This is a genomic window from Streptomyces sp. NPDC050422, from assembly GCF_044458665.1.
Lineage (GTDB): Bacteria > Actinomycetota > Actinomycetes > Streptomycetales > Streptomycetaceae > Streptomyces.
Genome location: NZ_JBITIE010000005.1, coordinates 21,805 through 44,925 on the forward strand (window position 1 = coordinate 21,805; position 23,121 = coordinate 44,925).

Here is a 23,121-nt window from a genome sequence, read left to right on the forward strand (position 1 = left end):
ACATCATCGACGCAGAAGATCCTGACACCGGGGTAATCCGTGAAAAAGCTCTCCGCACGACGACGCCATCCGTTGGCGGCGGTCGTCGTACTACTCCTCGCGCTTGCGGCTACTGGGGGGCTGTACGCCGCGTTTGCGCCCGCGAGTAAGGCGCAGGCCGACGAAACCGCCCAGTCCCTCGCCATCGACGAGGGCAAGAAGCTGTACTCCGTCGGTTGCGCCAGCTGCCACGGAACCGGCGGTCAGGGCACAACCGACGGGCCCCAGCTTGTCGGCGTGGGCTCGGCCGCCGTCGACTTCCAGGTCGGTACCGGCCGTATGCCGGCGCAGCAGCCGGGCGCCCAGGTACCGAAGAAGAAGGTCATCTACACCCAGGCCGAGATCGACCAGCTCGCGGCGTACGTCGCGTCGCTCGGCGCCGGCCCGATCGTCCCCTCCAAGAGCCAGGTCAGCCCCGAGGGCGCGGACGCGGCCAAGGGCGGCGACCTGTTCCGTACCAACTGCGCCCAGTGCCACAACTTCACCGGTGAGGGTGGTGCCCTGACGAAGGGCAAGTACGCCCCCAGCCTCGAAGGCGTGGACCCGAAGCACATGTACGAGGCCATGCAGACCGGCCCGCAGAGCATGCCGTCCTTCCCTGACTCGACGATGCCCGAGCAGCAGAAGAAGGACATCATCAAGTACATCCAGACGGTGAACGGCTCCGAGTCGGCGAGCCCCGGCGGCCTCAGCCTGGGCGGACTCGGTCCGGTCAGTGAAGGTCTGTTCGGCTGGATCTTCGGTCTGGGCGCACTGATCGCAGTTGCCATCTGGGTCGCGGCCCACACCGCTAAGGCCAAGAAGTCATGAGTAGCCAAGAGATTCCAGAAGAGAACCTGCCTGCAGAGCAGGACGCCGCGCACGGCGCGGTGGAGGGTGCCGGCGATCCGTTCGCCGACCCGGGGCTGCCGGCCCACAAGCCGCGCATCCAGGACATCGACGAACGGGCCGCCAACCGGTCCGAGCGCGCGGTCGCGTTCATGTTCACGCTGTCCATGCTGGCGACGGTCGGCTTCATCGCCTCCTACGTCATCTTCCCGGTCGACAAGATCGTCTACATCTGGCCGTTCGGTCATGTGAGTGTGCTCAACTTCTCCCTGGGGCTGACCCTGGGCGTGGCGCTCTTCGCGATCGGCGCGGGCGCCGTCCACTGGGCGCGCACCCTGATGTCGGACGTGGAGGTCGCGGACGAGCGTCACGCGATCGCGGCCGAGCCCGAGGTCAAGGCGAAGGTTCTCGCCGACTTCGCGGCGGGCGCCGAGGAGTCCGCGTTCGGACGGCGCAAGCTGATCCGCAACACCATGTTCGGCGCGCTGGCCCTGGTGCCGCTCGCCGGTGTGGTGCTGCTGCGCGACCTCGGTCCGCTGCCGGAGAAGAAGCTCCGCTCGACCCTGTGGGCCAAGGGCAAGCAGCTCATCAACATGAACACGATGGAGCCGCTGCGTCCCGAGGACGTCGTCGTCGGTTCGCTGACCTTCGCCATGCCCGAGGGCCTGAAGGAGGAGGACCACGACTTCCAGGTACAGATCGCCAAGGCCGCGCTGATGATCATCCGTATCGAGCCGGACAACATCAAGGACAAGCGCGAGCGCGAGTGGGCCCACGAGGGAATCGTGGCCTTCTCCAAGATCTGCACCCACGTCGGCTGCCCGATCAGCCTGTACGAGCAGCAGACCCACCACGTGCTCTGCCCGTGCCACCAGTCCACCTTCGACCTCTCCGACGGCGCCCGCGTCATCTTCGGTCCGGCCGGTCACGCCCTTCCGCAGCTGCGGATCGACGTGAACAGCGAGGGCAACCTCGTGGCGCTCGGTGACTTCGAAGAGCCCGTCGGTCCTGCATTCTGGGAGCGCGGATGAGTACTGCGACCGATACGAAGCGCAAGGCGCCCGCCGGTGAGAAGATGGCCGACTGGGCGGACGGCCGGCTCGGGATCTACTCCCTGGCCAAGTCCAACATGCGCAAGATCTTCCCGGACCACTGGTCCTTCATGCTCGGTGAGATCTGCCTCTACAGCTTCATCATCATCATCCTCACGGGTGTGTATCTGACGCTGTTCTTCCACCCGAGCATGGCCGAGACCGTCTACCACGGCCCGTACGAGCCCATGCAGGGCATCCGGATGTCGGAGGCCTACGCCTCGACGCTGAACATCAGCTTCGACGTCCGCGGTGGGCTGCTGGTCCGGCAGATCCACCACTGGGCCGCGCTGATCTTCCTGGCCGGCATGTTCGTGCACATGATGCGCGTGTTCTTCACGGGCGCGTTCCGCAAGCCGCGTGAGATCAACTGGCTGTTCGGCTTCCTGCTGTTCGTGCTGGGTATGTTCACCGGCTTCACCGGTTACTCGCTCCCGGACGACCTGCTCTCGGGTACGGGTGTCCGGTTCACCCAGGGCGCGATCCTGTCGATGCCGGTCGTCGGCACCTACATCTCGATGTTCCTGTTCGGCGGGGAGTTCCCCGGCGGCGACTTCGTCGCCCGGTTCTACTCGATCCACATCCTGCTGCTGCCGGGCATCATGCTCGGGCTGCTGGTGGGCCACCTGATCCTGGTCTTCTACCACAAGCACACGCAGTTCGCGGGTCCCGGCCGGACGAACAAGAACGTCGTGGGCATGCCGCTGCTGCCGGTGTACATGGCCAAGGCCGGAGGCTTCTTCTTCCTGGTCTTCGGTGTCATCGCCGTCATCGCGGGCATCGCCTCGATCAACCCGATCTGGGCCATCGGCCCGTACCGCCCGGATCAGGTGTCCACCGGCGCCCAGCCCGACTGGTACATGGGCTTCGCCGAGGGTCTGGTCCGAGTGATGCCCGGCTGGGAGATCAACCTCTGGGGTCATACGCTCGTCCTGGGCGTGCTCATCCCCCTGGTGCTCTTCGGTGTGATCCTGGGTGCCATCGCGATGTACCCGTTCATCGAGTCCTGGGTCACCGGGGACAAGCGCGAGCACCACATCCTGGACCGCCCGCGCAACGCCCCGACCCGTACGGCCTTCGGTGTCGCGTGGATCACGGTGTACTTCATCGGCCTGGTGGGCGGCGGTAACGACCTCTGGGCGACGCACTTCCACCTGTCGCTGAACTCCATCTCGTGGTTCGTCCGGATCTTCTTCTTCGTCGGACCGGTTCTCGCGTTCATCGCCACCAAGCGGATCTGCCTCGGCCTTCAGCGCCGTGACAAGGAGAAGGTGCTGCACGGGCGCGAGTCCGGGCTCATCAAGCGCCTGCCGCACGGTGAGTTCGTCGAGGTCCACGAGCCGCTCGCACCCGCGCAGCTGCACACGCTCACCGCGCACGAGCAGTACAAGCCGGTCGAGATCGGCCCGACGGTCGACGAGAACGGTGTCAAGCGCAAGGTGTCCCTGGTGCACAAGCTGCGGGCCAAGCTCAGCAAGGGCTTCTACGGCGAGAACAACCAGATCGCCAAGCCCACCGCCGAGGAGTACAAGGAGATCACCAGCGGCCACGGCCACCACTGATCACCTGAACTGATCGCCACAGCAGGAGCCCCGTCCATCGCATGGACGGGGCTCTTCGCTGTCCCCGGGGCTCGATAGGGTGGTCCCGTTCCTTTTATCGGCTGTGGACCCAGGAGTGGACCATGAACGTTGTGACCCCGGTCGGCGGCGACAGCGTGGCGGCTCGTTCCTGGCCCGGCGTGCTGACCCCCCTGCTGCGCGGCCAGGACCTGACCGCGGACGACACCGCCTGGGCGATGGACCGCATCATGAGCGGCGAGGCGACCGATGTGCAGATCGCCGGCTTCGCGGTGGCGCTGCGCGCCAAGGGCGAGACCGTCACGGAGGTTTCCGGCCTGGTCCGCGCGATGTACGAGCACGCCACGACCATCCATGTGCCCGGCCGTACGGTCGACATCGTGGGCACCGGCGGCGACATGGCCAAGACGGTCAACATCTCCACCATGTCGGCGATCGTCGTGGCGGGGACGGGCGCCAAGGTCGTCAAGCACGGCAACCGCGCCTCGTCGTCGGCCAGCGGCTCCTCCGACGTCCTGGGCAAGCTCGGCGTCAATCTGGAGCTGCCTCCGCAGCGCGTCGTCGAGGTCGCCGAGGAAGCGGGCATCACCTTCTGCTTCGCCGTGAAGTTCCACCCCGCCCTGAGGTACGCGGCGAAGGCCCGGGCGGAGCTCGGCGCGCCGACCACCTTCAACATCCTCGGCCCGCTCACCAATCCGGCCAAGGTGCGGTCGCAGGCGATCGGCGTCGCGGACCTCCGGATGGCGCCCATCGTCGCGGGCGTCCTCGCCGAGCGCGGCAACTCGGCCCTGGTCTTCCGGGGTGACGACGGCCTGGACGAGCTGACCACCACCGCGACCTCCCGCGTCTGGATCGCCAGGGACGGCGCGGTGCGCGAGGAGGCCTTCGACCCGCGCGACGTCGGCCTGGACCTGGTCCCGGTGGACGCCCTGCGCGGCGCCGACGCCTCGTACAACGCCGATGTGGCCCGCCGGCTGCTCGCGGGGGAGACGGGGCCCGTACGGGACGCCGTCCTGCTCAACTCGGCGGCGGCTCTCGTCGCGCTGGACCCGGGGCAGGGCACGCTCGCCGAGCAGCTCACCGCGGGGATCACCAAGGCCGCCGAGTCCATCGACTCGGGCGCGGCGGGCCGGGCGCTGGAGAGATGGGTCGTGGCCAGCAACACCTGAGAGGGCGTCGGGTACGAGACGGGGCGCAGTCCAGATCATGGACTGCGCCTTGCGCGTTTTCGTACGTATGGCAAGATGCTGCGCAGGTCATGAGTGACAGCGACTACGGCCCCGGCCCGCTGTCCGGCAACCCTCCGTCCGTGGCGGGGTGCCCCGGGTGAAGACCAGGCCGCAGGCAGCGAGGTCTGCGGCAAGCGCGGACCCCTCGACATCGTGAGATGTCCACCCGTGGGGTCCTGGTCCTCAGGGAGCCTCTTGTGAGCACGCGAATGCGATAGGGCTTTCGGCCCTACTCCGCACACCTCTCTTTCTTCCTTCCGTGCTGCCGCGTATCCGCAGGCACGCGGAATTCGCCTGCCTGTTACGGGAGTTCGTCATGTCTGTCCTCACTGCTGCCGCCGACCAGTCGATTTGTGCCCCCCTGCCGGTTCTGGGCAAGGATGTGACGGTTCCGCTGGTCACCGGCGGTGAGGTCACCTACGCCGCGCTGGACTACGCCGCCAGCGCCCCGGCCCTGCAGCGGGTGTGGGACGACGTGGCCGCGTACGCGCCTTACTACGGCAGCGTCCACCGCGGTGCCGGCTACCTCTCGCAGCTCTCCACGGACCTCTTCGAGTCCAGCCGTGAGAGCGTCGCGGAGTTCCTCGGCTGCCGCGCCGAGGACCAGGTGGTCTTCACCCGGTCCACCACCGACTCGCTCAACCTGCTCGCCGCCGTCCTGCCCGCCGACTGTCAGGTGTTCGTCTTCGAGACCGAGCACCACGCCTCGCTGCTGCCCTGGCGCGACGCCCGGGTGACGTACCTGAACGCCCCGCGCACCCCGGCCCAGGCCGTCGAGACCCTGGAGCGGGCGCTGGCCGACCGCGACCCCTACGGCCCCGCGCTGGTCTGCGTCACCGGCGCCTCCAACGTCACCGGCGAACTGTGGCCGGTCAGGGAGCTCGCCGCCGCCGCGCACGCCCGCGGCGCCCGGATCGTGCTGGACGCCGCCCAGCTCGCCCCGCACCACCCCGTCGACATCGCCGAGCTGGACGTGGACTGGGTCGCCTTCTCCGGGCACAAGCTGTACGCGCCCTTCGGCTCCGGCGTCCTCGCCGGCCGCTCCGACTGGCTGACCGATGCCGAGCCGTACCTGGCCGGCGGCGGCGCGTCCCGCCAGGTCGCCCGGCGCGCCGACGGCGGGGTGGACGTCGAGTGGCACACCACCGCCGCCCGCCACGAGGCCGGCTCGCCCAACGTCATCGGCGTCTACTCCATCGCCTCCGCCTGCAAGGCGCTCACCGAGGCCGGCTTCGACAACCTCGTCACCCGGGAGCAGCGGCTCGTCACCGAGGTCCGCGCCGGACTCGCCGAGGTGCCCGCGGTCAAGGTGCTCTCGCTGTTCGGCGACGACGCCCCGCGGGTCGGCGTCATCTCGTTCGTGGTGGAGGGCTGGAACAGCTCGCACTTCGCCGCGGCGCTCTCGGCCGAGTACGGCATCGGGGTCCGCGACGGACTGTTCTGCGCCCACCCGCTCGTGCGCACCCTGCTCGGCACCGACCCGCAGGACGTCGGCGAGTGCGGCGCGCCGGAGGCCGAGCCGGGTCAGAAGTCCCTCAACGCGATCCGGGTCAGCTTCGGCGCCGGTACGCCGGACGAGCACGTCGAGCGCTTCCTGCGGGCGGTCAAGGAGCTCGTGAACGAGGGCGCCCAGTGGAAGTACCGCACCGAGGGCGGCCGTTGCGTCCCGGACCGTGGCGAGGCCACCCAGGTCTGAGGCCCCTCAGCACGTTCGGCCGGGTACGGACAGCCGTCCGTACCCGGCCGAACGTGCTGAAGCCCTAGGGCGTGTTTCGAAAGTCCCGCCTGCCGGGCGGCGTCTGGCACTTCCCCGAGCTCTCGGCTTCGCTCGAGGAGGGGAGACCCATTGCTCGCGGCGTTGCCGAAAAGTCCTAGCAGCTCCGCTACGAGGAGTTCCCGGCGCCTTGCGATCGCACGCACCAGACGCCGCCCGGCCCGTCCTCCGGGTGGACGGCGCTACTTTCGAAACACGCCCTAGGCGTCCAGGCCGATGGCGAAGGCCGCTTCCAGGTCGTGCTGGGAGTACGTACGGAACGCGACGTGTGTGTCGGTCCCCTCGACACCGGGGATCTTGCTGATCCGGCCGGGGATGACATCGGCGAGATCGTCGTGCTTGGACACCCGGACCATGGCGATCAGGTCGTAGGTACCGGTGACCGAGAAGACCTCGCTGACGCTGTCCAGCGCGGCGATGGCCTCGGCGATCTCGGGAATCCGGTCCACGCTGGTTTTGATGAGCACGATCGCGGTGATCACGGCTGGCTTTCTCCCTCGGTGGCCGTGGCTGGAGACTTCACTCTAGAGCCTTGCGTCGGGGTCTTGCCGGGCTCGGGCCCGAGGCAGGGCTCCGGGGTCACGCCGGTACCGCCCCCAGGCATAGAGGAACCCGGTGGCGAAGCCGACCACATGGGCGAGGTAGGCGACCCCGGGGCCGCTGCCCGCGCCCTCGGCCGCCAGCCACTGCAGGACGAACCAGAAGACCAGCACGATCCAGGCGGGGAAGCGCAGCGGCAGGAACAGCAGGAACGGGAACAGGCTGGTGACCCGGGCGCGGGGGAAGAGGTAGAGGAACGCTCCCAGGACCGCCGAGATCGCCCCCGACGCGCCGACCAGCGTCTGGTCGGACGTGGAGTGCGCGGCCGCGTAGGCGAGCAGGGCCAGATAACCGCAGCCGAGGTAGAAGAACGCGAACTCGGTGTGGCCCATGCGCTCCTCGGCCATCGCCCCGAACACGTACAGGAACAGCATGTTGCCGAGCAGATGCAGCCAGCTGCCGTGCACGAACAGTGCGGTGAGCGGGGTGAGCACGGCGTGCGCCGAGCCGTCCCACAGTTCGCTCGGGATCACCCCCCAGCGCTCGAAGTACCCGGCCTGGGCGGCGAGCAGGGCGTCCGCGGTGCCGAAGACCGGGTTGAACCCCGACAGCGGGCTGATCACGAAGACCACGCAGCACAGGGCGATGAGGGCGTACGTCACCGGCGGCCCGCCCGAGGTGGCCGCCCGCAGGAGTCTGCCGGCCGCAGCCCGCCGATCGATCATGAACAGAGCATGACGCAAGCGGAGGGAACGGGACAGACCGCCTCGCCGTGCCGGTGGGAAGCACCGAGGCCGTAGGGTTACCGGAGGACATCCGCAGTTCGACGGCGCACCGCGAGATCCTTGTCCGGCAGCTCACGGCTCGACGAAAGAGGACGCAACGATGACGACGGTTCCCCAGCCGACCGACGGGACCCGCTGGCGCTGCACGCTCTGCGGAAACCTGACGAGGTTCGACGTGACGCGGTCGTCCAAGGTCGTCGAGTACGTCCACCTCGACCTGGCCGGTGAGTCCAGCGTCGAAGAACGCGAGGTGGTCAGTGAGACCATCGAGTCGGTGCGCTGTCGTTGGTGCAACGCGGTGGACCAGATCGAACTAGTCGACAGGCCGGGTGCCGACTCCTGACGGGGCCGTGCGGACACAAAAATGAGGTGACGGATGGTGGAGCAGCCCGCTGGCGGCGCCACGCCGGCCGACGCGGCCGGCGACGCCGTGGAGGTGCTCGACCGCCCGCTGCCCGAAGATGTGCGGCGTCGGGTCGTCGCGCTGGTCTCGGACGCGTTCGGCGGTCTCACGGTCACCGAACTCCCGGCCCAGCTCCGACAGTACGCCCGCTTCACGCCGACCCGGCGTGCCAAGTTCGCGGGGAACGCGATGGCGGCCGCGCTGGAGGGCGACGCGCCTTTCCGCCTCCGCATCGGTGAACGGCTGAAGGAGTCCCAGCCGGAGCTGGCCGCCGCGCTGGTGGCGGGGTCCCCGCCCGCCGCCGCGGATCCCGTCGACGTGGCCGCCGCGGCCTACGTGCTGCGCCCGGCCGGCTGGGTCAAGCTGGTCGCCGCCGCCGGCGAGGAGGCCGAGCGGGCCGGTGCCGAGCGGGCCGACGAGGAGATCCGGCTCGAACTGGAACGGCTGCGCGAGGAACTCGCCCGGGCCCGTGCCCAGACGAAGAGCGAGACCGAACGGCTCCGCACCGAGCTGGACGCCGCCCGCAAGGAGGCCGACTCGCTCCAGCGCAAGCTGCGCAGCGCGGCCAACGAGGTGAAGCGCGGCGAGGCGGCGCTGCGCCGCGGCAGGGTCGAGAGCGACGCCCTGCGGGCCGAGGCGGCCGCCCAGGTGTCCGCGGCCGAGAGCGAGACCCGGCGGCTGCGGACGAGGCTCAGCGAGGCGGAGGCGTCCGTCGAGGCGGGCCGCAGGGCTGCCAGGGAAGGGCGCTCGGTCGAGGACATGCGGCTGCGGCTGCTGCTCGACACCGTGCTCGAAGCGGCCGGCGGGCTGCGCCGCGAACTGGCGCTGCCGCCCTCCTCTATGCGTCCCGCGGACAGTGTGGACGCGGTGGAGCCCGGACGGATGTCACCCAAGGACATTGCCGCCAGAGCCCTTTCGGAGACCGATCCGGCGCTGCTCGACCAACTGCTCGCGCTGCCGCAGGCCCATCTGATCGTGGACGGGTACAACGTCACCAAGACCGGCTATCCGCAGATGCCGCTGGAGAAGCAGCGGCTGCGGCTGTTGGGCGGTCTGTCGCTGCTCGCGGCCCAGACGGGCGCCGAGATGACCTGCGTCTTCGACGGGGCCGAACTGGCCGCGCCGGTACTGCTGGCGCCGCCGCGCGGGGTGCGGGTGCTGTTCAGCAAGCCGGGTGTCACGGCGGACGAGGTCATCCGTCAACTGGCCCGTGCCGAACCGCCGGGGCGGCCCGTCGTGGTGGTCTCCACCGACCGCGAAGTGGCCGACGGGGTGGCGAAGGCGGGGGCCAGGCCCGTTGCGTCCGTCTTGCTCCTGAAGCGGCTTTCGCGCGTCTAGTGCGTGTTGGTGTGACTTGCCGGAAATCAGGGAACGGTCCGTCAAGTCACCGCTACACCCTGTGCGGTGTGGGTAAAGAAGTACCTGCTGTGACGAGATTTTTCCTGTGAGGATTTGAACTGATCACAAGATGGTCACTAAGGTCGGGCCTCGAACCTTCGCACGGTTGATCACCCATCCGGGGTGGCAGTGAAGGAACCGCCGAGGCCGTGACGTGCACGGAGCTGGGGGATCTCACCTCCCCCGGAGCCCGGTAGGCGGCTCGAGGAATAAGGAGCTCGCCTTCGTGGGGTCCCATCGTCGTCCCAAGCAACCGAGCCGCACCCGCGTGACTGTGCTCGGCGTGACTGCCGCCGCGGCTGTTGCCCTGACCTCCCAGGCGGCCCACGCCGACCCCAAGCCGACCAAGAGCGAGGTCAAGGAAAAGGTCGACAAGCTCTACGAGGAGGCGGAGCTCGCCACCGAGCAGCACAGCCTGGCCAAGGAGAAGCAGGACAAGCTCCAGAAGCAGATCGACGCGATCCAGGACAAGGTGGCCCGCGGTCAGCAGGAGCTCAACAACCTCCGCTCCGGCCTTGGTTCCCTCGCCGCCGCGCAGTACCGCTCCGGAGGTATCGACCCCTCCGTCCAGCTCTTCCTTGCCTCGGACCCGGACAGTTTCCTGGACCAGGCCTCCGCACTCGACCAGTTGACGGCCAAGCAGGCCGAGTCGCTGTCGAAGATCCAGGAGAAGCAGCGGTCCCTCGCGCAGGAGCGCAAGGAGGCCCAGGACAAGCTGGGCGACCTCGCGGAGGTCCGCAAGACGCTCGGTGAGAAGAAGAAGCAGCAGCAGGTCAAGCTCACTGAGGCGCGTCAGCTGCTCAACACGCTCACCCAGGCCGAACGCGACAAGATGCGCGCCGACGACCAGCGCGCCAGCCGCGCCGCCACCGAACGGGTCAACCTCGGCAACGAGGCCCCCGCCTCGGGGCTCGGTGCCGCCGCGCTCCAGGCCGCCGCCAGCCAGATCGGCAAGCCGTATTCCCGCGGCATGGCCGGCCCCGGCTCCTACGACTGCTCGGGCCTGACCATGTGGGCCTACGCTCAGGCCGGTGCCAACATCACCCGCACCACGTTCACCCAGATCAACCAGGGCACGCGGATCGGGCAGAGCCAGCTGAAGCCGGGCGACCTGGTCTTCTTCAACGGCAACCAGCACGTGGGCCTCTACGCGGGCAACAACACCGTGCTGCACGCCCCTCGCACGGGCACGGTCGTCCGCTACGAGTCGATGAGCACCATCGGCAGCTTCTACGGCGCGGTGCGCATCTGACCACGCCCGAACGGGCGAATTCCCGCGCCCCGTACTGACAGCCGCCCCGCCGGAGACCACAGGTCACCGGCGGGGCGTCACTGTGTGTGCCTCCCGTCCGACCGGCGCGGTCTTTGTCCGCTCCGTGATCGTCCGACTACTGTCTGCCTGCTGTGCAGCTCCCGTGCGTCGGTCCGCCCGCCCGGGTGGCAGGGGCTGCGCATGTCTGCGTACAGCGGAAGGGAGTGCGGCGTCCTGTGGTGTCCCATCGCCGTTCCACACAGCCCGGCACGAGCCGGAGCGCCCGGGTGACCGTTCTGTCGGCCGCGGCGGCGACCGCCGCGGCCGCCCTCGGCGGAGCCACCGCGAACGCCGAGCCGCAGGACACGCCCCGGACCGTCGGAGCCCGGGTCGACCGCCTCTTCACCGAGGCCGAGCAGGCGACCGAGCACTACAACAAGGCCGGCGAGAACGTCGTACGGCTGCGCGGCGAGGTGAGCCGGGCCCAGGACCGGGCGGCCCGGGGCCAGGAGCGCGTCAACCGGATGCGTACGGAGATCGGCTCGGCCGCCCGTGAGCAGTACCGGGCAGGCGGCATCGACCCCTCGCTCGCGCTGCTGCTCTCCTCCGACCCGGACAGCTACCTCGACCGGGCCGCCACCCTGGACCGGGTCGACCGCCGCCGCGCCACTGCCCTGGCCGGCCTCCGCAAGGCCCAGCAGGCGCTCGACCAGACCCGCGCGGAGGCCGCCCGCTCGCTCGCCGGCCTGGAGCGCAGCCGCGCGGCCGTCAGCCGCCACAAACGCACCGTCGAGCGCAAGCTGCGCCGCGCCAGGGACCTGCTCGAGGAGTTGCCCGGCGCCGAGCGGGCCGCCTTCGAGCGGGCCTCGCGCACCGGCCGCGAGGACGGGGCCGCCGGGCCGGTGGCCGGGCTGCCCGCGGGGTCGGCCCGGGCGGCGGCGGCCGTCATGGCCGTCCATCGGGCGCTGGGCCGCCCGTACGTCTGGGGCGCGAACGGGCCCTCCGGATTCGACTGTTCCGGGCTGATGCAGTGGGCGTACGCCCAGGCCGGGGTCAGCCTGCCCCGCACCTCGCAGGCCCAGCAGTACGCCGGCCGCATGGTGCCGCTCGCGGACGCCCGCCCCGGCGACCTCGTCACCTACCGCGCGGACGCCAGCCACATCGGGATGTACGTGGGGAACGGCCAGGTCATCCACGCCCCGTACCCCGGCGCCCCGGTCCGCTACGACCCCGTCGGCATGATGCCCGTCTCCTCGGTCACCCGCGTCTGACCTCCCCGACAGCCCTTACCCTCGATCATGTGGCTGATCAGGGGCGCACCGCGGGACGGGCGCGCGGCGGACGACGGCGCGCGGCGGGCGCCGTGCTTGCCGCGCTGCTGTGCGCGGCCGCCTGCGCGGCCCCGGCCGACGAGGCCCCCGACACCACCGCCCGCGACATCCGCGCCACGCTGGACCGCCGGGCCGCCGCGGTGCTGCACCACGACGCGGAGGCGTACGTCGCCGTTGTGGACCCGGACGCCACCGCGCTGCGGGGCGCACAGCGCAAGGAGTTCGCCCATCTCGCGGACGTACCGCTCGGCACCTGGACGTACCGGGTGACGGACCTCGCCGCGCACGGGTCCGACCGGGCCACCGCCGACGTGCGGCTCGGGTACCGGATCGAGGGCTACGACAGCGCGCCCGTCACGGTCGACCGGGTGCTCGACCTGGAGCGTGACCCCGCCGACGGCCGCTGGTACCTCACCGCCGACCGGGCCGCGGACGGCGGGGGCAGGCAGCTCTGGGAGCAGGGCGACGTCGAGGTGGTGCGCGGCACGTACAGCCTGGTGCTGGGGGTCGGCCGGACCCGGGACGAGCTGAAGGACATCGCCGCCACGGAGGACCGGGCCGTGCCCGACGTCTCCGCAGCCTGGCCCGAGCACTGGGCCGGGCGCGTGGTGGTCCTGGTGCCCGGCACCGTGACGGACATGGCGGAGCTGCTCGGATCACCCGCAGCGAACTACCGGGGCATAGCGGCCGTTACGACCGGCGAGACCGGCGGCTCGGGCAAGGCCCCCGCCGACCGGGTGATCGTCAACCCGGAGGCGTACGCCATGCTCGGCGCCTTCGGGCAGCGCGTCGTCCTCACCCACGAGACCACCCATGTGGCCACCCGCACCGACACCTCCGCCGCCACCCCGGCCTGGCTCTCCGAGGGCTTCGCGGACTGGGCCGCCTACCGCGACGCGGGTCGCACCGCCGCCGAGGTCGCCCCCGAACTGGGTGACGCCGTCCGCAGCGGTGACGTGCCCGCCGCACTGCCCACGGACGAGGACTTCGGCTTCGCCGGGGACGCGGACCGGCTGGCGAGGGCCTACGAGGGCGGCTGGCTGGCCTGCGAGCTCATCGCCGAGCAATGGGGCGAGGAGAAGCTGCTCGCCTTCTACCGGGCCGTCGGGGGGCACTCGGGGCGGGACGGGGCGGTGGAGCAGGCCCTGCACGAGGTGCTCGGCACCACTCCACAGGACTTCACGGCGCGCTGGCGGGAGTATCTGCGGAGCCGGCTCGGCTGAGCGCGTGCCCGGCGGGTTGCGTACCCGCCGTGGGAACACCGTCGGCAGGGGCGCGCACCGTGTCCCGCCACAGCCGCGCGCACGCGAGCAGGGACGCCGCGACCAGCAGCCCGTTGCGCAGGAACATCAGGGTCACGCCCGTCGCGTCGCTGCTCACCACATGGCCGAAGCCGAGCGGGAACTCCAACTGGGTGACGCCGGTCGCCACCAGCACCAGGGCCGCCGGCCAGGCCATCCGGCTCTCCCGGAAGACCAGGCACACCGCGGCCAGGCCGACCAGCCACAGCATGTACTGGGGGCTGATCACCCGGCTCGTGGTGGTGAACAGCAGTACCGCGGTGAACGCCGCGTCCGCCGTCGTACTCACCCCGAACGTGCGCGCGCGCAGCCGCCAGACCAGCAGCCAGCCGAACGCGACCACGCTCAGCCCCAGCGCGAGGGTGCTCACCAGCGGCACGTGCGGCCCCAGGAACTCCAGGGAGCCGTAGTGGAGCTCCACCCGGCCCTGCCAGCCGAACTGCCGCGCCACATGGAAGACCAGCGCCCCCAGCGACTCGACCTCGGTGCCCCGGTCCCGCTGGAACCCCAGGAACGCCAGCGCACCGGGCGCCGCCGCGGTGCACAGCACCAGCAGCCCGAGCGCCACCCCCGCCGCCGTCGCCCACACCAGACGGGTCCGGCGGCCGCGTGCGGTACCGGCGAGCACCAGCACCGGCCACACCTTCAGCAGCGCACCGAACGCCGCCAGCGCGCCCAGCACCCGCGGATGCCGGACGCCGGCCAGCAGCGCCGCCACCGCGACGGCCGTCACCATCACGTCGTACCGGGCGTACGCGGTCGTCCCCAGCAGCGGCACCCCCGCCACCCACACCCACGCCCCGGCGGTCCGCCGCGCGGCGGACCGGCCCGCGTACAGCAACAGGCCCAGCACCAGCGCGTCGCACAGGAAGGCCAGGACGAAGAAGGCCGACGCGTAGTCCAGGAAGGGCAGCAGGGCGGGGGAGAGGATCGCGAGCGCCGCGAGGGGCGGGTACTGCCAGGTGACGTCGGACTGCGGATAGCTGCCCGACCTCAGCACGTCGTACCAGCCGTGGTAGATCACCGACACATCGCTCGTCACGTCCGGGCCCGGCACCGTGATCACCTTGATGACGCAGAGCAGGAGCAGGGCCCTGGTGAGCGCCCACACCGCGAAAGCTGCCGGCCGTGTGCCGCTCGAACCCGTCATGACCCGCCCTTGCCCGTTCCGCCAGTGGTACGACAGGCCATGATGCCTGCCCCCGCTGTGCGGGATCCATGAGACACGGCCGCCCGGTACTGTCGGCGGCGATGGACAAGACCTTGATCGTGACCAATGACTTCCCGCCCCGCCCCGGTGGCATCCAGGCGTTCCTGCACAACATGGCGCTCCGGCTGGACCCCGCACAGGTCGTCGTCTACGCCTCCACCTGGAAGCGCGGCGCCGAGGGCGCGGCGGCCACCGCCGCCTTCGACGCCGAGCAGCCCTTCACCGTCGTCCGCGACCGTACGACGATGCTGCTGCCGACCCCGCGGGTCACCCGGCGTGCCGTGGAACTGCTGCGCACCCACGGCTGTTCCTCCGTCTGGTTCGGCGCCGCCGCCCCGCTCGGCCTGATGGCACCGGCGCTGCGCCGGGCCGGCGCCCGCCGGCTGGTCGCCACCACCCATGGGCACGAGGCCGGCTGGGCCCAGCTGCCCGCCTCCCGTCAGCTGCTGCGGCGGATCGGCGAGTCCACGGACACGATCACCTACCTCGGCGAGTACACCCGCTCCCGCGTCGCCGCCGCGCTCACCCCGGCCGCCGCGGACCGCATGGTCCAGTTGCCGCCGGGCGTCGACGAGAAGACCTTCCACCCGGACTCCGGCGGCGACCGCGTCAGGGCCCGGCTCGGGCTCACCGACCGGCCGGTCGTCGTCTGCGTGTCCCGGCTCGTGCCCCGCAAGGGCCAGGACACCCTGATCCTCGCGATGCCGGCGATCCTGGCCGAGGTGCCCGACGCCGTCCTGCTGATCGTCGGCGGCGGACCGTACGCCGACGAGCTGGGGAAGCTGGCCGCCGAGACCGGGGTACAGGACTCGGTGCGGTTCACCGGTCCGGTGCCGTGGGAGGAGCTTGCCGCGCACTACGGCGCGGGTGACGTCTTCGCGATGCCGTGCCGCACCCGGCGCGGCGGCCTCGACGTGGAGGGCCTCGGCATCGTCTACCTGGAGGCCTCCGCGACCGGGCTGCCGGTCGTGGCGGGCGACTCGGGCGGAGCTCCGGACGCCGTGCTCGACGGCGAGACCGGCTGGGTGGTGCGCGGCGGCTCGGCCGAGGAGTCGGCGGAACGGATCATCGCGCTGCTCGGCGACGCGGAGCTGCGGCAGCGCATGGGGGAGCGGGGCCGGGCCTGGGTCGAGGAGAAGTGGCGCTGGGACCTGCTGGCGGAGAGGCTGCGGGCGCTGCTCTGAGGGACCGGGTACGCGGAAGGGGCCCGTCCTGCGAGCCCCTTCCGCGTACCCGGCGTCAGCCGCGGTAGATCGACTCCACCTCGTCCGCGAAGTCCTTCGCCACCACGTTCCGCTTCAGCTTCAGCGACGGTGTGATGTGGCCGGCCTCCTCGGTGAACTGGGCTGCCAGGATGCGGAACTTGCGTACGGACTCGGCCTTGGACACCGCGGCGTTGCCGTCGTCGATCGCACGCTGCACCTCGGCCAGCAGCTCCGGGTCCTCGCGCAGCGACAGGGCGGTCGAGCCGACCGGCTTGCCGTGTTCCTCGGCCCAGTGGCCCAGGAACTCCTCGTCCAGCGTCACCAGCGCGCCCACGAACGGGCGGCCGTCGCCGACGACCATGCACTCCGCCACGAGGGCGTGCCCGCGGATGCGGTCCTCGATGACGGCGGGAGCGACGTTCTTGCCGCCCGCCGTGACGATGATCTCCTTCTTGCGGCCGGTGATCGCGAGGTAGCCGTCCTCGTCGAGGGTGCCGATGTCGCCGGTGTGGAACCAGCCGTCGGCCAGCGCCTCGGCCGTGGCCGTCTCGTTGTTCCAGTAGCCCGCGAACAGGTGCTCGCCGTGCAGCAGCACCTCACCGTCGTCGGCGATGCGCACGACGGAGCCGGGCAGCGGCTGGCCGACCGTACCGATCTTCTGCCGGTCCCACGGGTTGAAGGCGGTGGCCGCACACGTCTCCGTCAGGCCGTAGCCCTCCAGGACGGTGAAGCCGATGCCGCGGTAGAAGTGGCCGAGCCGCTCGCCCAGCGGGGCGCCGCCGGAGATCGCGTACTCACCACGTCCGCCGAGCACGGCCCGCAGCTTGCTGTAGACCAGCCGGTCGAACACCTTGTGCTTGAACTTCAGGCCCACGGACGGGCCCTGCGGGGTGCTCAGGGCGCGGCTGTAGGCGATCGCCGTGTTCGCGGCCCTGTCGAAGATCTTGCCCTTGCCGTCCGCCTGGGCCTTGGCGCGGGCCGAGTTGTAGACCTTCTCGAAGACCCGCGGCACCCCGAGGATCAGCGTCGGCCGGAACGCGGCCAGTTCGTCGGTGAGGTTCTTGATGTCCGGTACGCAGCCGAGCTTGATCGGCGCCATCACGGAGGCGACCTCGACCAGCCGGCCGAAGACGTGCGCGGCGGGCAGGAACAGCAGGACCGAGCACTCGCCGGTACGGAACAGCGGCTTCAGCCGCTCCACCACGTTGCCGCACTCCGCGAAGAAGCTGCGGTGCGTCAGCACACAGCCCTTGGGGCGGCCGGTGGTGCCCGAGGTGTAGACGATGGTGGCCGGGTCGTCGGCCTTGGCGCTCACACTGCGCAGATCCACGGTCTCCTCGGAGACCTCCGCCCCCGACGCCGTCAGCGCGTCGACCGCGCCCTTGTCGATCTGCCACACCTGGCGCAGCTCCGGCAGCCGGTCGCGCACCGAGGCCACGGCCTCCGCGTGCGCGTCGCTCTCCACCAGGACCGCGACCGCGCCCGAGTCACCGAGGATCCACTGGACCTGCTCGGGGGAGCTCGTCTCGTACACCGGCACGGTGACGGCGCCCGCGCTCCAGATCGCGAAGTCGAGCAGCACCCACTCGTAACGGGTGCGGGACATCAGGGCGACCCGGTCGCCGGGCTCGACACCGGCGGCGATCAACCCTTTCGCGGCGGCTCTGACCTCGGCCAGGAACTGGGCGGCGGTGACATCCGTCCAGACGCCGGCCACTTTGCGGCTCATTACCGCGACGTCGGCATGCTGAGCGGCATTGCGGCGGATGAGATCCGTCAGGTTGCCGTCCGAGGGGACCTCGTACAGGGCCGGAAGGCTGAACTCGCGCAAGACTGCTGCTCCTCATCGGGCTCCGGTGCCACGGCTCTGTGTGACGCACCGGCTGCGGTCCAAGATCGGGGGTGCTCAGTGGGGTGAGCACGACTGGACTGCCCGGACGTTACCCACCGGTACTCGGTTCCGGATAGGGGGTTCAGGCCAGATGTCTTATGCGTCACACATGTCGGTGGTCCTTATCCGCACAGTAGTGCACCTCGTCAGGCACTCGGAGGTAACCGCAGGTCCGGGTGGATCTACCCACGCGGGCGCGGGGGTTCTAGGGTGATCGTCATGCGAGCAGGACCGAACAGCCGGGGCGCGTCCGACGGGCGGCGCACCCGTGTCCACGTGGTCAGTGACGTGCACGGGAACACCGAGGCGCTGGCCCGCGCCGGGGACGGCGCCGACGCCCTCGTCTGCCTGGGTGACCTGGTGCTCTTCCTCGACTACGCGGACCACTCGCGCGGCATCTTCCCCGACCTCTTCGGGGTCGAGAACGCCGACCGGATCGTCACCCTGCGCACCGAACGCCGCTTCGACGAGGCCCGGGACTTCGGCCGGGAACTGTGGGCGGGGGTGGATCGCAACGCCGCGATCGTCACGGCGGTACGCAAGCAGTACGCCGAGATGTTCGCCGCGCTGCCCACTCCGACGTACGCCACCTACGGCAACGTCGACATCCCCGGCCTGTGGCCCGAGTACGCCGGCCCCGGCACCACCGTCCTGGACGGCGACCGGGTCGAGATCGGCGGCCGCGTCTTCGGCTTCGTCGGCGGCGGGCTCAGAACCCCGATGCGCACTCCGTACGAGATCAGCGACGAGGAGTACGCCGCCAAGATCGAGGCGGTCGGCGAGGTCGACGTGCTCTGCACGCACATCCCGCCCGAGGTCCCGGAGCTGACGTACGACACCGTGGCGCGCCGCTTCGAGCGCGGCAGCCGGGCGCTGCTCGACGCCATCCGCCGCACCCGCCCCCGCTACTCCGTGTTCGGCCACGTCCACCAGCCGCTGGCCCGCCGGATGCGGATCGGCGACACCGAGTGCGTGAACGTCGGCCACTTCGCCTCGACCGGCAGGCCCTGGGCGCTGGAGTGGTGACCACGGCCCCGCTCGCCCGGGCCCTGGGCCGAGGCGCGACGCTCACGCGATAGCCTTCTGGCGGCAGGCCTCTGCCGATCGACCGGTACACCGCACTGGAGGGCCACAGCGATGGCTGAACACACCAGCTCGAGCATCACGATCGAGGCGGCACCGGCCGACGTCATGGGCGTGATCGCCGACTTCGACCGCTATCCGGAATGGACCGGCGAGGTCAAGGAGGCCGAGGTGCTCGGCACCGACGACCGCGGCCGCGCCGAGAAGGTCCGCCTCGTCCTGGACGCCGGAGCGATCAAGGACGACCACACCCTCGCCTACACCTGGATCGGCGACTACGAGGTCAGCTGGACCCTGGTCAAGTCCCAGATGCTGCGCGCCATCGACGGCTCGTACGCGCTCGCGCCGCTCGGCGACGGCGGCCGCACCGAGGTCACCTACCGGCTGACCGTCGACGTCAAGATCCCGATGCTCGGCATGATCAAGCGCAAGGCCGAGAAGGTCATCATCGACCGCGCCCTGGCCGGTCTCAAGAAGCGTGTCGAGTCCGTCCCGAAGGCCTGACCCGGTGCGTACGGTCCTGGTCACCGGCCTCGGCGGCGCCGGCCGCAGCACCGTCGCGGCGGCCACCGCACTGGCCGGCGCCCGCGGCGGCGCCCGCACCCTGCTGATCTCCGCCGACGCCATACCCGGCTTCCCGTCAGCCACCGACCCCACCGCGGTCACCGACGGGCTGTGGTCCGTCCGGATCGACTCCGGCGCCCATTTCCGCAGCGAACTCCTCGCCCTCCAGGACCAGTTGTCCGGCGTGCTCGACCTGCTCGGCGGCAACCGCATGGACGGCGAGGAACTCACCGAACTCCCCGGCAGCGCCGAACTGGCCCTGCTGCACTCCCTGCGCCGCGCCGCGCAGGGCGACTGGTCCCGCGCCGGCTACGACCTCCTCGTCGTCGACCTGCCGCCACTGCGCGAAGCCCTCGCCGCGCTGGCCCTGCCCGGACAACTGCGCCGCTACCTGCGCAGGCTGCTGCCCCAGGAACGCCAGGCCGCCCGCGCCCTGCGCCCGATGCTCGCCCAGCTCGCCGGCGTGCCCATGCCCGCCCAGTGGCTGTACGAGGCCGCCGCCCGCCGCGACGCCGAACTCGCCGGGACGCAGGCGCTGATCGAGGACCGCGCGACGACACTCCGGCTGGTCGCCGAACCGGGCCCGGCCGCCGAGGACGCCCTGCGCGCCGCCCGCACCGGACTCGCCCTGCACGGGCTGCGGGTCGACGCCCTGGTCGCCAACCGGGTGCTGCCCCGGCACTCGTCCGACCCCTGGTTCGCCGCGCTCTCCGCGCAGCAGGACAAGTGCCTGGACCACTGGCACGAGGAACGGTCCCCCGAGGCCCCGCTGCTGCGGGTGCCCCACCTGGGCCGCGATCCACAGGGCCCCGACGACCTCGCCGGCCTCGCGGACGACGTGCCGGGCCTGTCCCCGGAAAGCCGGGACGGCGGCCGCGCCGAGGACGCCTGGTGGATCGAGGAGGCCGGAGCACCCGAAGAGCGGGACGGCGCCGACGGCATACTCGTCTGGTGCCTGCGCCTGCCCGGCGCCGTCAAGAAGGACCTCCAGCTGGTCCGGCGCGGCAACGAACTGCTTCTCACCGTCGGACCGTTCCATCGCATCGTGCCCCTGGAGTCCGCCCTGCGCCGCTGTACCGTCTCCGGCGCCGCCCTCACCGACGGGGTGCTGCGGGTCCGCTTCACGCCGGACCCCGCACTGTGGCCGAGGACGGGCTGAACGGCGTACCACCGTTCGGGTACCGTCGTTGGTAGGGGTCCCGGATGCCGGGGCGCCGGCCCACCACGTCGCAGGAGTCCGCCATGAGCGAAGCCACCGATCGTCCCGTCGACGACGACGCGTGGGCGCAGGCCTGCGCCGAGGACCTCGCCGCCGAGAAGGCCCGCCGCCGTGCCGAGTACGGCCCGCCGCCCGGCTCCGCAGCCGAGGAGCTGCGCAAGCTGGTCGACGCCGTGGCCGACAAGCTCGGGTCCCTCCAGACGCCGCTGTTCGGCGTGGCGGCCCAGGGAGCCGTACAGCAGGTCATCAAGCAGGCGAAGTCCGCCGTCGAGCCCGTCATCGAACGTAATCCGGACGTTTTCGATCACATCGCCGCGGCCGGCAGTGAACTGCTCGCCGCCTACCGCTCCGCAGTCGAGGGCCAGGAACGCCGCTGGACCCAGGGTGCGGGTGACCCCGCAGGCACGGAAAAGAAGGCGGAGGGCCCCACCGACCCCCGCGATGAGGGGCCCGGAGCCGGCGAACACATCGACCTGGACTGACCGGCGCCGACAGGGCGGGCCCCGGCCTCGGGTACGGTTGCCCCAGCGGGGCTCGACCGAAACTGAGGGATTCATGGGACTCACCATCGGCGTCGATATCGGCGGCACGAAGATCGCAGCAGGAGTGGTGGACGAAGAGGGCCACATCCTCTCGACCTTCAAGGTGTCGACCCCGCCGACGGCCGAAGGCATCGTGGACGCCATCGCGGCGGCGGTGTCCGGCGCGAGCGAGGGGCACCCGGTCGAGGCGGTCGGTATCGGCGCGGCCGGATACGTCGACGACAAGCGGGCCACGGTGCTGTTCGCGCCGAACATCAACTGGCGGCACGAGCCGCTGAAGGACAAGGTCGAGCAGCGCGTCGGCCTCCCTGTCGTCGTGGAGAACGACGCCAACGCGGCCGCCTGGGGCGAATACCGCTTCGGTGCCGGGCAGGGCCACGAGGACGTCATCTGCATCACGCTGGGCACCGGCCTCGGCGGCGGCATCATCATCGGCAACAAGCTGCGCCGCGGACGCTTCGGCGTGGCCGCCGAGTTCGGCCACATCCGGGTCGTCCCGGACGGGCTCCTCTGCGGCTGCGGCAGCCAGGGCTGCTGGGAGCAGTACGCCTCCGGCCGCGCCCTGGTGCGGTACGCGAAGCAGCGCGCCAACGCCACGCCGGAGAACGCCACGATCCTCCTCGCGCTCGGCGACGGCACGGTCGAGGGCATCGAGGGCAAGCACATCAGTGAGGCCGCCCGGCAGGGCTGCCCGGTGGCCGTCGACTCGTTCCGCGAGCTGGCCCGCTGGGCCGGCGCCGGACTGGCCGACCTCGCCTCGCTCTTCGACCCGTCCGCCTTCATCGTCGGCGGCGGCGTCTCGGACGAGGGTGAACTGGTCCTCGACCCGATCCGCAAGTCGTTCCGGCGCTGGCTGATCGGCGGCGAGTGGCGGCCGCACGCCCAGGTGCTCGCGGCCCAACTGGGCGGCAAGGCCGGACTGGTGGGCGCGGCGGACCTGGCCCGGCAGGGCTGATCCGACCGGATACGGACACATCACAGGCCCGTCGCGACCCTCTCGGGGAGCGGCGGGCTTCCGTCGTATCGTGACCCGCATGGCCATGATGTCGCTGCCAGAATCCCGTACCGAGCAGGACGGCTCGGCCGTCGTCAGAGTGCTCAGCTACAACATCCGTTCCCTGCGCGACGACCGCGACGCGCTGGCCCGTGTCATCCAGGCCTGCGCACCCGACCTGGTCCTCATCCAGGAAGCGCCGCGCTTCTTCCGCTGGCGCAAGGCCGCCGCCCGGCTCGCCGCCCGCAGCGGCCTGGTGGTCCTCGGCGGCGGTGCCACCGCGGCCGGGCCCCTGCTGCTCTGCTCGCTGCGCGCCACGGTGGAGCGCACCGAGGACATCCTGCTGCCGCTCACCCCGGGCCTGCACCGCAGGGGCTTCGCGACGGCGGTGGTCCGGATCGCGGGCGCCAGGATCGGAGTACTGAGCTGTCATCTGAGCCTTGAGCGGACCGAACGCCTCGCCCAGGCCGGGCGGCTGCTGGAGACGGTGGACGCGATGGGCGTGGACCACGTGGTCGTGGCCGGTGACCTCAACGACGTCCCCAGCGGCCGGGCCTTCCGGCTGCTCGCCGGGCGGTTCCAGGACTGCTGGGCCCGGCGGCCCCGGGGCGGCGAGGACACCTTCCCGCCGCACGACCCGCACAAGCGGCTCGACGCCGTCTTCGCTGGCGACGGCATCGAGGTGCTCGGCTGCGGGGTGCCCACGGGGCTGCCCGGGGTCAGCGAGGCCGACCTGCTGGCCGCGACCGACCACCTACCGGTGCTGGCCGCGCTGCGGGTGCCGGGATCCTTGCGGGGTGCGGCTTCCCCGCGGGGTGGCGGGGTTCCGTCCTCAATCGCCGGACGGGCTTGATTGGTGCGG

At 71.1% G+C, this 23,121-nt stretch carries 20 protein-coding genes, 1 pseudogene and 1 riboswitch; of the genes and pseudogenes, 17 read left to right on the forward strand and 4 right to left on the reverse strand.

Going from position 1 to position 23,121, the window contains the following annotated elements; genetic code table 11:
• Positions 1-39 precede the first annotated feature (39 nt).
• The 5 genes from ACIBJG_RS08215 to ACIBJG_RS08235 all read left to right on the forward strand — a co-directional run bounded on the left by ACIBJG_RS08215 (position 40) and on the right by ACIBJG_RS08235 (position 6,463).
• Positions 40-849 carry a c-type cytochrome gene (locus ACIBJG_RS08215; protein ID WP_399305461.1) on the forward strand — a complete coding sequence of 270 codons (810 nt, stop codon included), beginning with the start codon at positions 40-42 and terminating at the stop codon, positions 847-849.
• Complete coding sequence (locus ACIBJG_RS08220; RefSeq protein ID WP_399305463.1) at positions 846-1,898, forward strand: Rieske 2Fe-2S domain-containing protein; 1,053 nt, start codon at positions 846-848, stop codon at positions 1,896-1,898. Before ACIBJG_RS08215 ends, ACIBJG_RS08220 begins: the two co-directional genes overlap by 4 nt.
• Complete coding sequence (locus tag ACIBJG_RS08225; RefSeq protein WP_399305465.1) at positions 1,895-3,520, forward strand: cytochrome bc complex cytochrome b subunit; 1,626 nt, start codon at positions 1,895-1,897, stop codon at positions 3,518-3,520. The genes ACIBJG_RS08220 and ACIBJG_RS08225 overlap by 4 nt, the downstream gene beginning before the upstream one ends.
• 122 nt (positions 3,521-3,642) lie before the next feature.
• Entirely contained in the window at positions 3,643-4,707 is a 1,065-nt protein-coding gene (trpD, locus tag ACIBJG_RS08230; RefSeq protein WP_399305468.1) for an anthranilate phosphoribosyltransferase, read from the forward strand.
• A gap of 85 nt (positions 4,708-4,792) precedes the next feature.
• A riboswitch (SAM riboswitch) is annotated at positions 4,793-4,910 on the forward strand.
• A gap of 173 nt (positions 4,911-5,083) precedes the next feature.
• Complete coding sequence (locus tag ACIBJG_RS08235; protein ID WP_399305471.1) at positions 5,084-6,463, forward strand: aminotransferase class V-fold PLP-dependent enzyme; 1,380 nt, start codon at positions 5,084-5,086, stop codon at positions 6,461-6,463.
• A 278-nt stretch (positions 6,464-6,741) separates the two neighbouring features.
• On the opposite strand, the gene ACIBJG_RS08240 is transcribed toward ACIBJG_RS08235, so the two are convergent.
• Entirely contained in the window at positions 6,742-7,023 is a 282-nt protein-coding gene (locus tag ACIBJG_RS08240; protein WP_136328375.1) for an Lrp/AsnC family transcriptional regulator, read from the reverse strand.
• Positions 7,020-7,806, reverse strand: a pseudogene (locus tag ACIBJG_RS08245) (rhomboid family intramembrane serine protease). Before ACIBJG_RS08245 ends, ACIBJG_RS08240 begins: the two are co-directional and overlap by 4 nt.
• Positions 7,807-7,966: 160 nt before the next feature.
• Between ACIBJG_RS08245 and ACIBJG_RS08250 the strand changes: the two are divergent.
• From ACIBJG_RS08250 to ACIBJG_RS08270, 5 genes are all read left to right on the forward strand, one after another.
• Positions 7,967-8,209, forward strand: a complete 243-nt coding sequence (locus tag ACIBJG_RS08250) for a hypothetical protein (RefSeq protein WP_014156692.1) — start codon at positions 7,967-7,969, stop codon at positions 8,207-8,209.
• Between the two features lie 36 nt (positions 8,210-8,245).
• On the forward strand, positions 8,246-9,607 hold the full coding sequence (locus ACIBJG_RS08255) for an NYN domain-containing protein (RefSeq protein WP_399305473.1): 1,362 nt from the start codon (positions 8,246-8,248) through the stop codon (positions 9,605-9,607).
• A gap of 286 nt (positions 9,608-9,893) precedes the next feature.
• A complete protein-coding gene (locus ACIBJG_RS08260) occupies positions 9,894-10,919 on the forward strand; it encodes an NlpC/P60 family protein (RefSeq protein WP_399305476.1) in 1,026 nt (341 codons plus the stop codon).
• A 236-nt stretch (positions 10,920-11,155) separates the two neighbouring features.
• Positions 11,156-12,190 carry an NlpC/P60 family protein gene (locus ACIBJG_RS08265; protein WP_399305478.1) on the forward strand — a complete coding sequence of 345 codons (1,035 nt, stop codon included), beginning with the start codon at positions 11,156-11,158 and terminating at the stop codon, positions 12,188-12,190.
• A gap of 29 nt (positions 12,191-12,219) precedes the next feature.
• A complete protein-coding gene (locus ACIBJG_RS08270) occupies positions 12,220-13,473 on the forward strand; it encodes a hypothetical protein (RefSeq protein WP_399305480.1) in 1,254 nt (417 codons plus the stop codon).
• Here the strand turns inward: ACIBJG_RS08270 and ACIBJG_RS08275 are convergent.
• On the reverse strand, positions 13,430-14,701 hold the full coding sequence (locus tag ACIBJG_RS08275; RefSeq protein WP_399305483.1) for a glycosyltransferase 87 family protein: 1,272 nt from the start codon (positions 14,699-14,701) through the stop codon (positions 13,430-13,432). The genes ACIBJG_RS08270 and ACIBJG_RS08275 overlap by 44 nt on opposite strands.
• Before the next feature lie 101 nt (positions 14,702-14,802).
• Between ACIBJG_RS08275 and ACIBJG_RS08280 the strand changes: the two genes are divergently transcribed.
• Positions 14,803-15,945, forward strand: a complete 1,143-nt coding sequence (locus ACIBJG_RS08280; RefSeq protein WP_399305486.1) for a glycosyltransferase family 4 protein — start codon at positions 14,803-14,805, stop codon at positions 15,943-15,945.
• A 55-nt stretch (positions 15,946-16,000) separates the two neighbouring features.
• On the opposite strand, the gene ACIBJG_RS08285 is transcribed toward ACIBJG_RS08280, so the two are convergent.
• Positions 16,001-17,797: an AMP-dependent synthetase/ligase gene (locus ACIBJG_RS08285; RefSeq protein ID WP_399305488.1), complete on the reverse strand. Its 1,797-nt coding sequence runs from the start codon at positions 17,795-17,797 to the stop codon at positions 16,001-16,003.
• A 279-nt stretch (positions 17,798-18,076) separates the two neighbouring features.
• On the opposite strand from ACIBJG_RS08285, the gene ACIBJG_RS08290 reads away from it, so the two are divergent.
• The 6 genes from ACIBJG_RS08290 to ACIBJG_RS08315 all read left to right on the forward strand — a co-directional run bounded on the left by ACIBJG_RS08290 (position 18,077) and on the right by ACIBJG_RS08315 (position 23,112).
• A complete protein-coding gene (locus ACIBJG_RS08290) occupies positions 18,077-18,883 on the forward strand; it encodes a metallophosphoesterase (protein WP_399305491.1) in 807 nt (268 codons plus the stop codon).
• A 111-nt stretch (positions 18,884-18,994) separates the two neighbouring features.
• Entirely contained in the window at positions 18,995-19,444 is a 450-nt protein-coding gene (locus tag ACIBJG_RS08295) for an SRPBCC family protein (protein ID WP_362555107.1), read from the forward strand.
• A gap of 4 nt (positions 19,445-19,448) precedes the next feature.
• On the forward strand, positions 19,449-20,663 hold the full coding sequence (locus ACIBJG_RS08300; RefSeq protein ID WP_399305494.1) for an ArsA family ATPase: 1,215 nt from the start codon (positions 19,449-19,451) through the stop codon (positions 20,661-20,663).
• Between the two features lie 83 nt (positions 20,664-20,746).
• A complete protein-coding gene (locus tag ACIBJG_RS08305; protein ID WP_399305497.1) occupies positions 20,747-21,205 on the forward strand; it encodes a DUF5304 domain-containing protein in 459 nt (152 codons plus the stop codon).
• A 73-nt stretch (positions 21,206-21,278) separates the two neighbouring features.
• On the forward strand, positions 21,279-22,220 hold the full coding sequence (locus ACIBJG_RS08310) for an ROK family glucokinase (protein ID WP_350998474.1): 942 nt from the start codon (positions 21,279-21,281) through the stop codon (positions 22,218-22,220).
• A gap of 79 nt (positions 22,221-22,299) precedes the next feature.
• Complete coding sequence (locus ACIBJG_RS08315) at positions 22,300-23,112, forward strand: endonuclease/exonuclease/phosphatase family protein (RefSeq protein ID WP_399305500.1); 813 nt, start codon at positions 22,300-22,302, stop codon at positions 23,110-23,112.
• The last annotated feature ends 9 nt before the right edge of the window (positions 23,113-23,121 follow it).

Coding starts and splice junctions, on each gene's coding strand:
- ACIBJG_RS08220 (WP_399305463.1), top strand. CDS start 846: ATGAGTAGCCAAGAGATTCCAGAAGAGAACCTGCCTGCAGAGCAGGAC.
- ACIBJG_RS08225 (WP_399305465.1), top strand. CDS start 1,895: ATGAGTACTGCGACCGATACGAAGCGCAAGGCGCCCGCCGGTGAGAAG.
- trpD (WP_399305468.1), top strand. CDS start 3,643: ATGAACGTTGTGACCCCGGTCGGCGGCGACAGCGTGGCGGCTCGTTCC.
- ACIBJG_RS08235 (WP_399305471.1), top strand. CDS start 5,084: ATGTCTGTCCTCACTGCTGCCGCCGACCAGTCGATTTGTGCCCCCCTG.
- ACIBJG_RS08250 (WP_014156692.1), top strand. CDS start 7,967: ATGACGACGGTTCCCCAGCCGACCGACGGGACCCGCTGGCGCTGCACG.
- ACIBJG_RS08275 (WP_399305483.1), bottom strand. CDS start 14,701: ATGACGGGTTCGAGCGGCACACGGCCGGCAGCTTTCGCGGTGTGGGCG.
- ACIBJG_RS08280 (WP_399305486.1), top strand. CDS start 14,803: ATGGACAAGACCTTGATCGTGACCAATGACTTCCCGCCCCGCCCCGGT.
- ACIBJG_RS08290 (WP_399305491.1), top strand. CDS start 18,077: ATGCGAGCAGGACCGAACAGCCGGGGCGCGTCCGACGGGCGGCGCACC.
- ACIBJG_RS08295 (WP_362555107.1), top strand. CDS start 18,995: ATGGCTGAACACACCAGCTCGAGCATCACGATCGAGGCGGCACCGGCC.
- ACIBJG_RS08305 (WP_399305497.1), top strand. CDS start 20,747: ATGAGCGAAGCCACCGATCGTCCCGTCGACGACGACGCGTGGGCGCAG.
- ACIBJG_RS08310 (WP_350998474.1), top strand. CDS start 21,279: ATGGGACTCACCATCGGCGTCGATATCGGCGGCACGAAGATCGCAGCA.
- ACIBJG_RS08315 (WP_399305500.1), top strand. CDS start 22,300: ATGGCCATGATGTCGCTGCCAGAATCCCGTACCGAGCAGGACGGCTCG.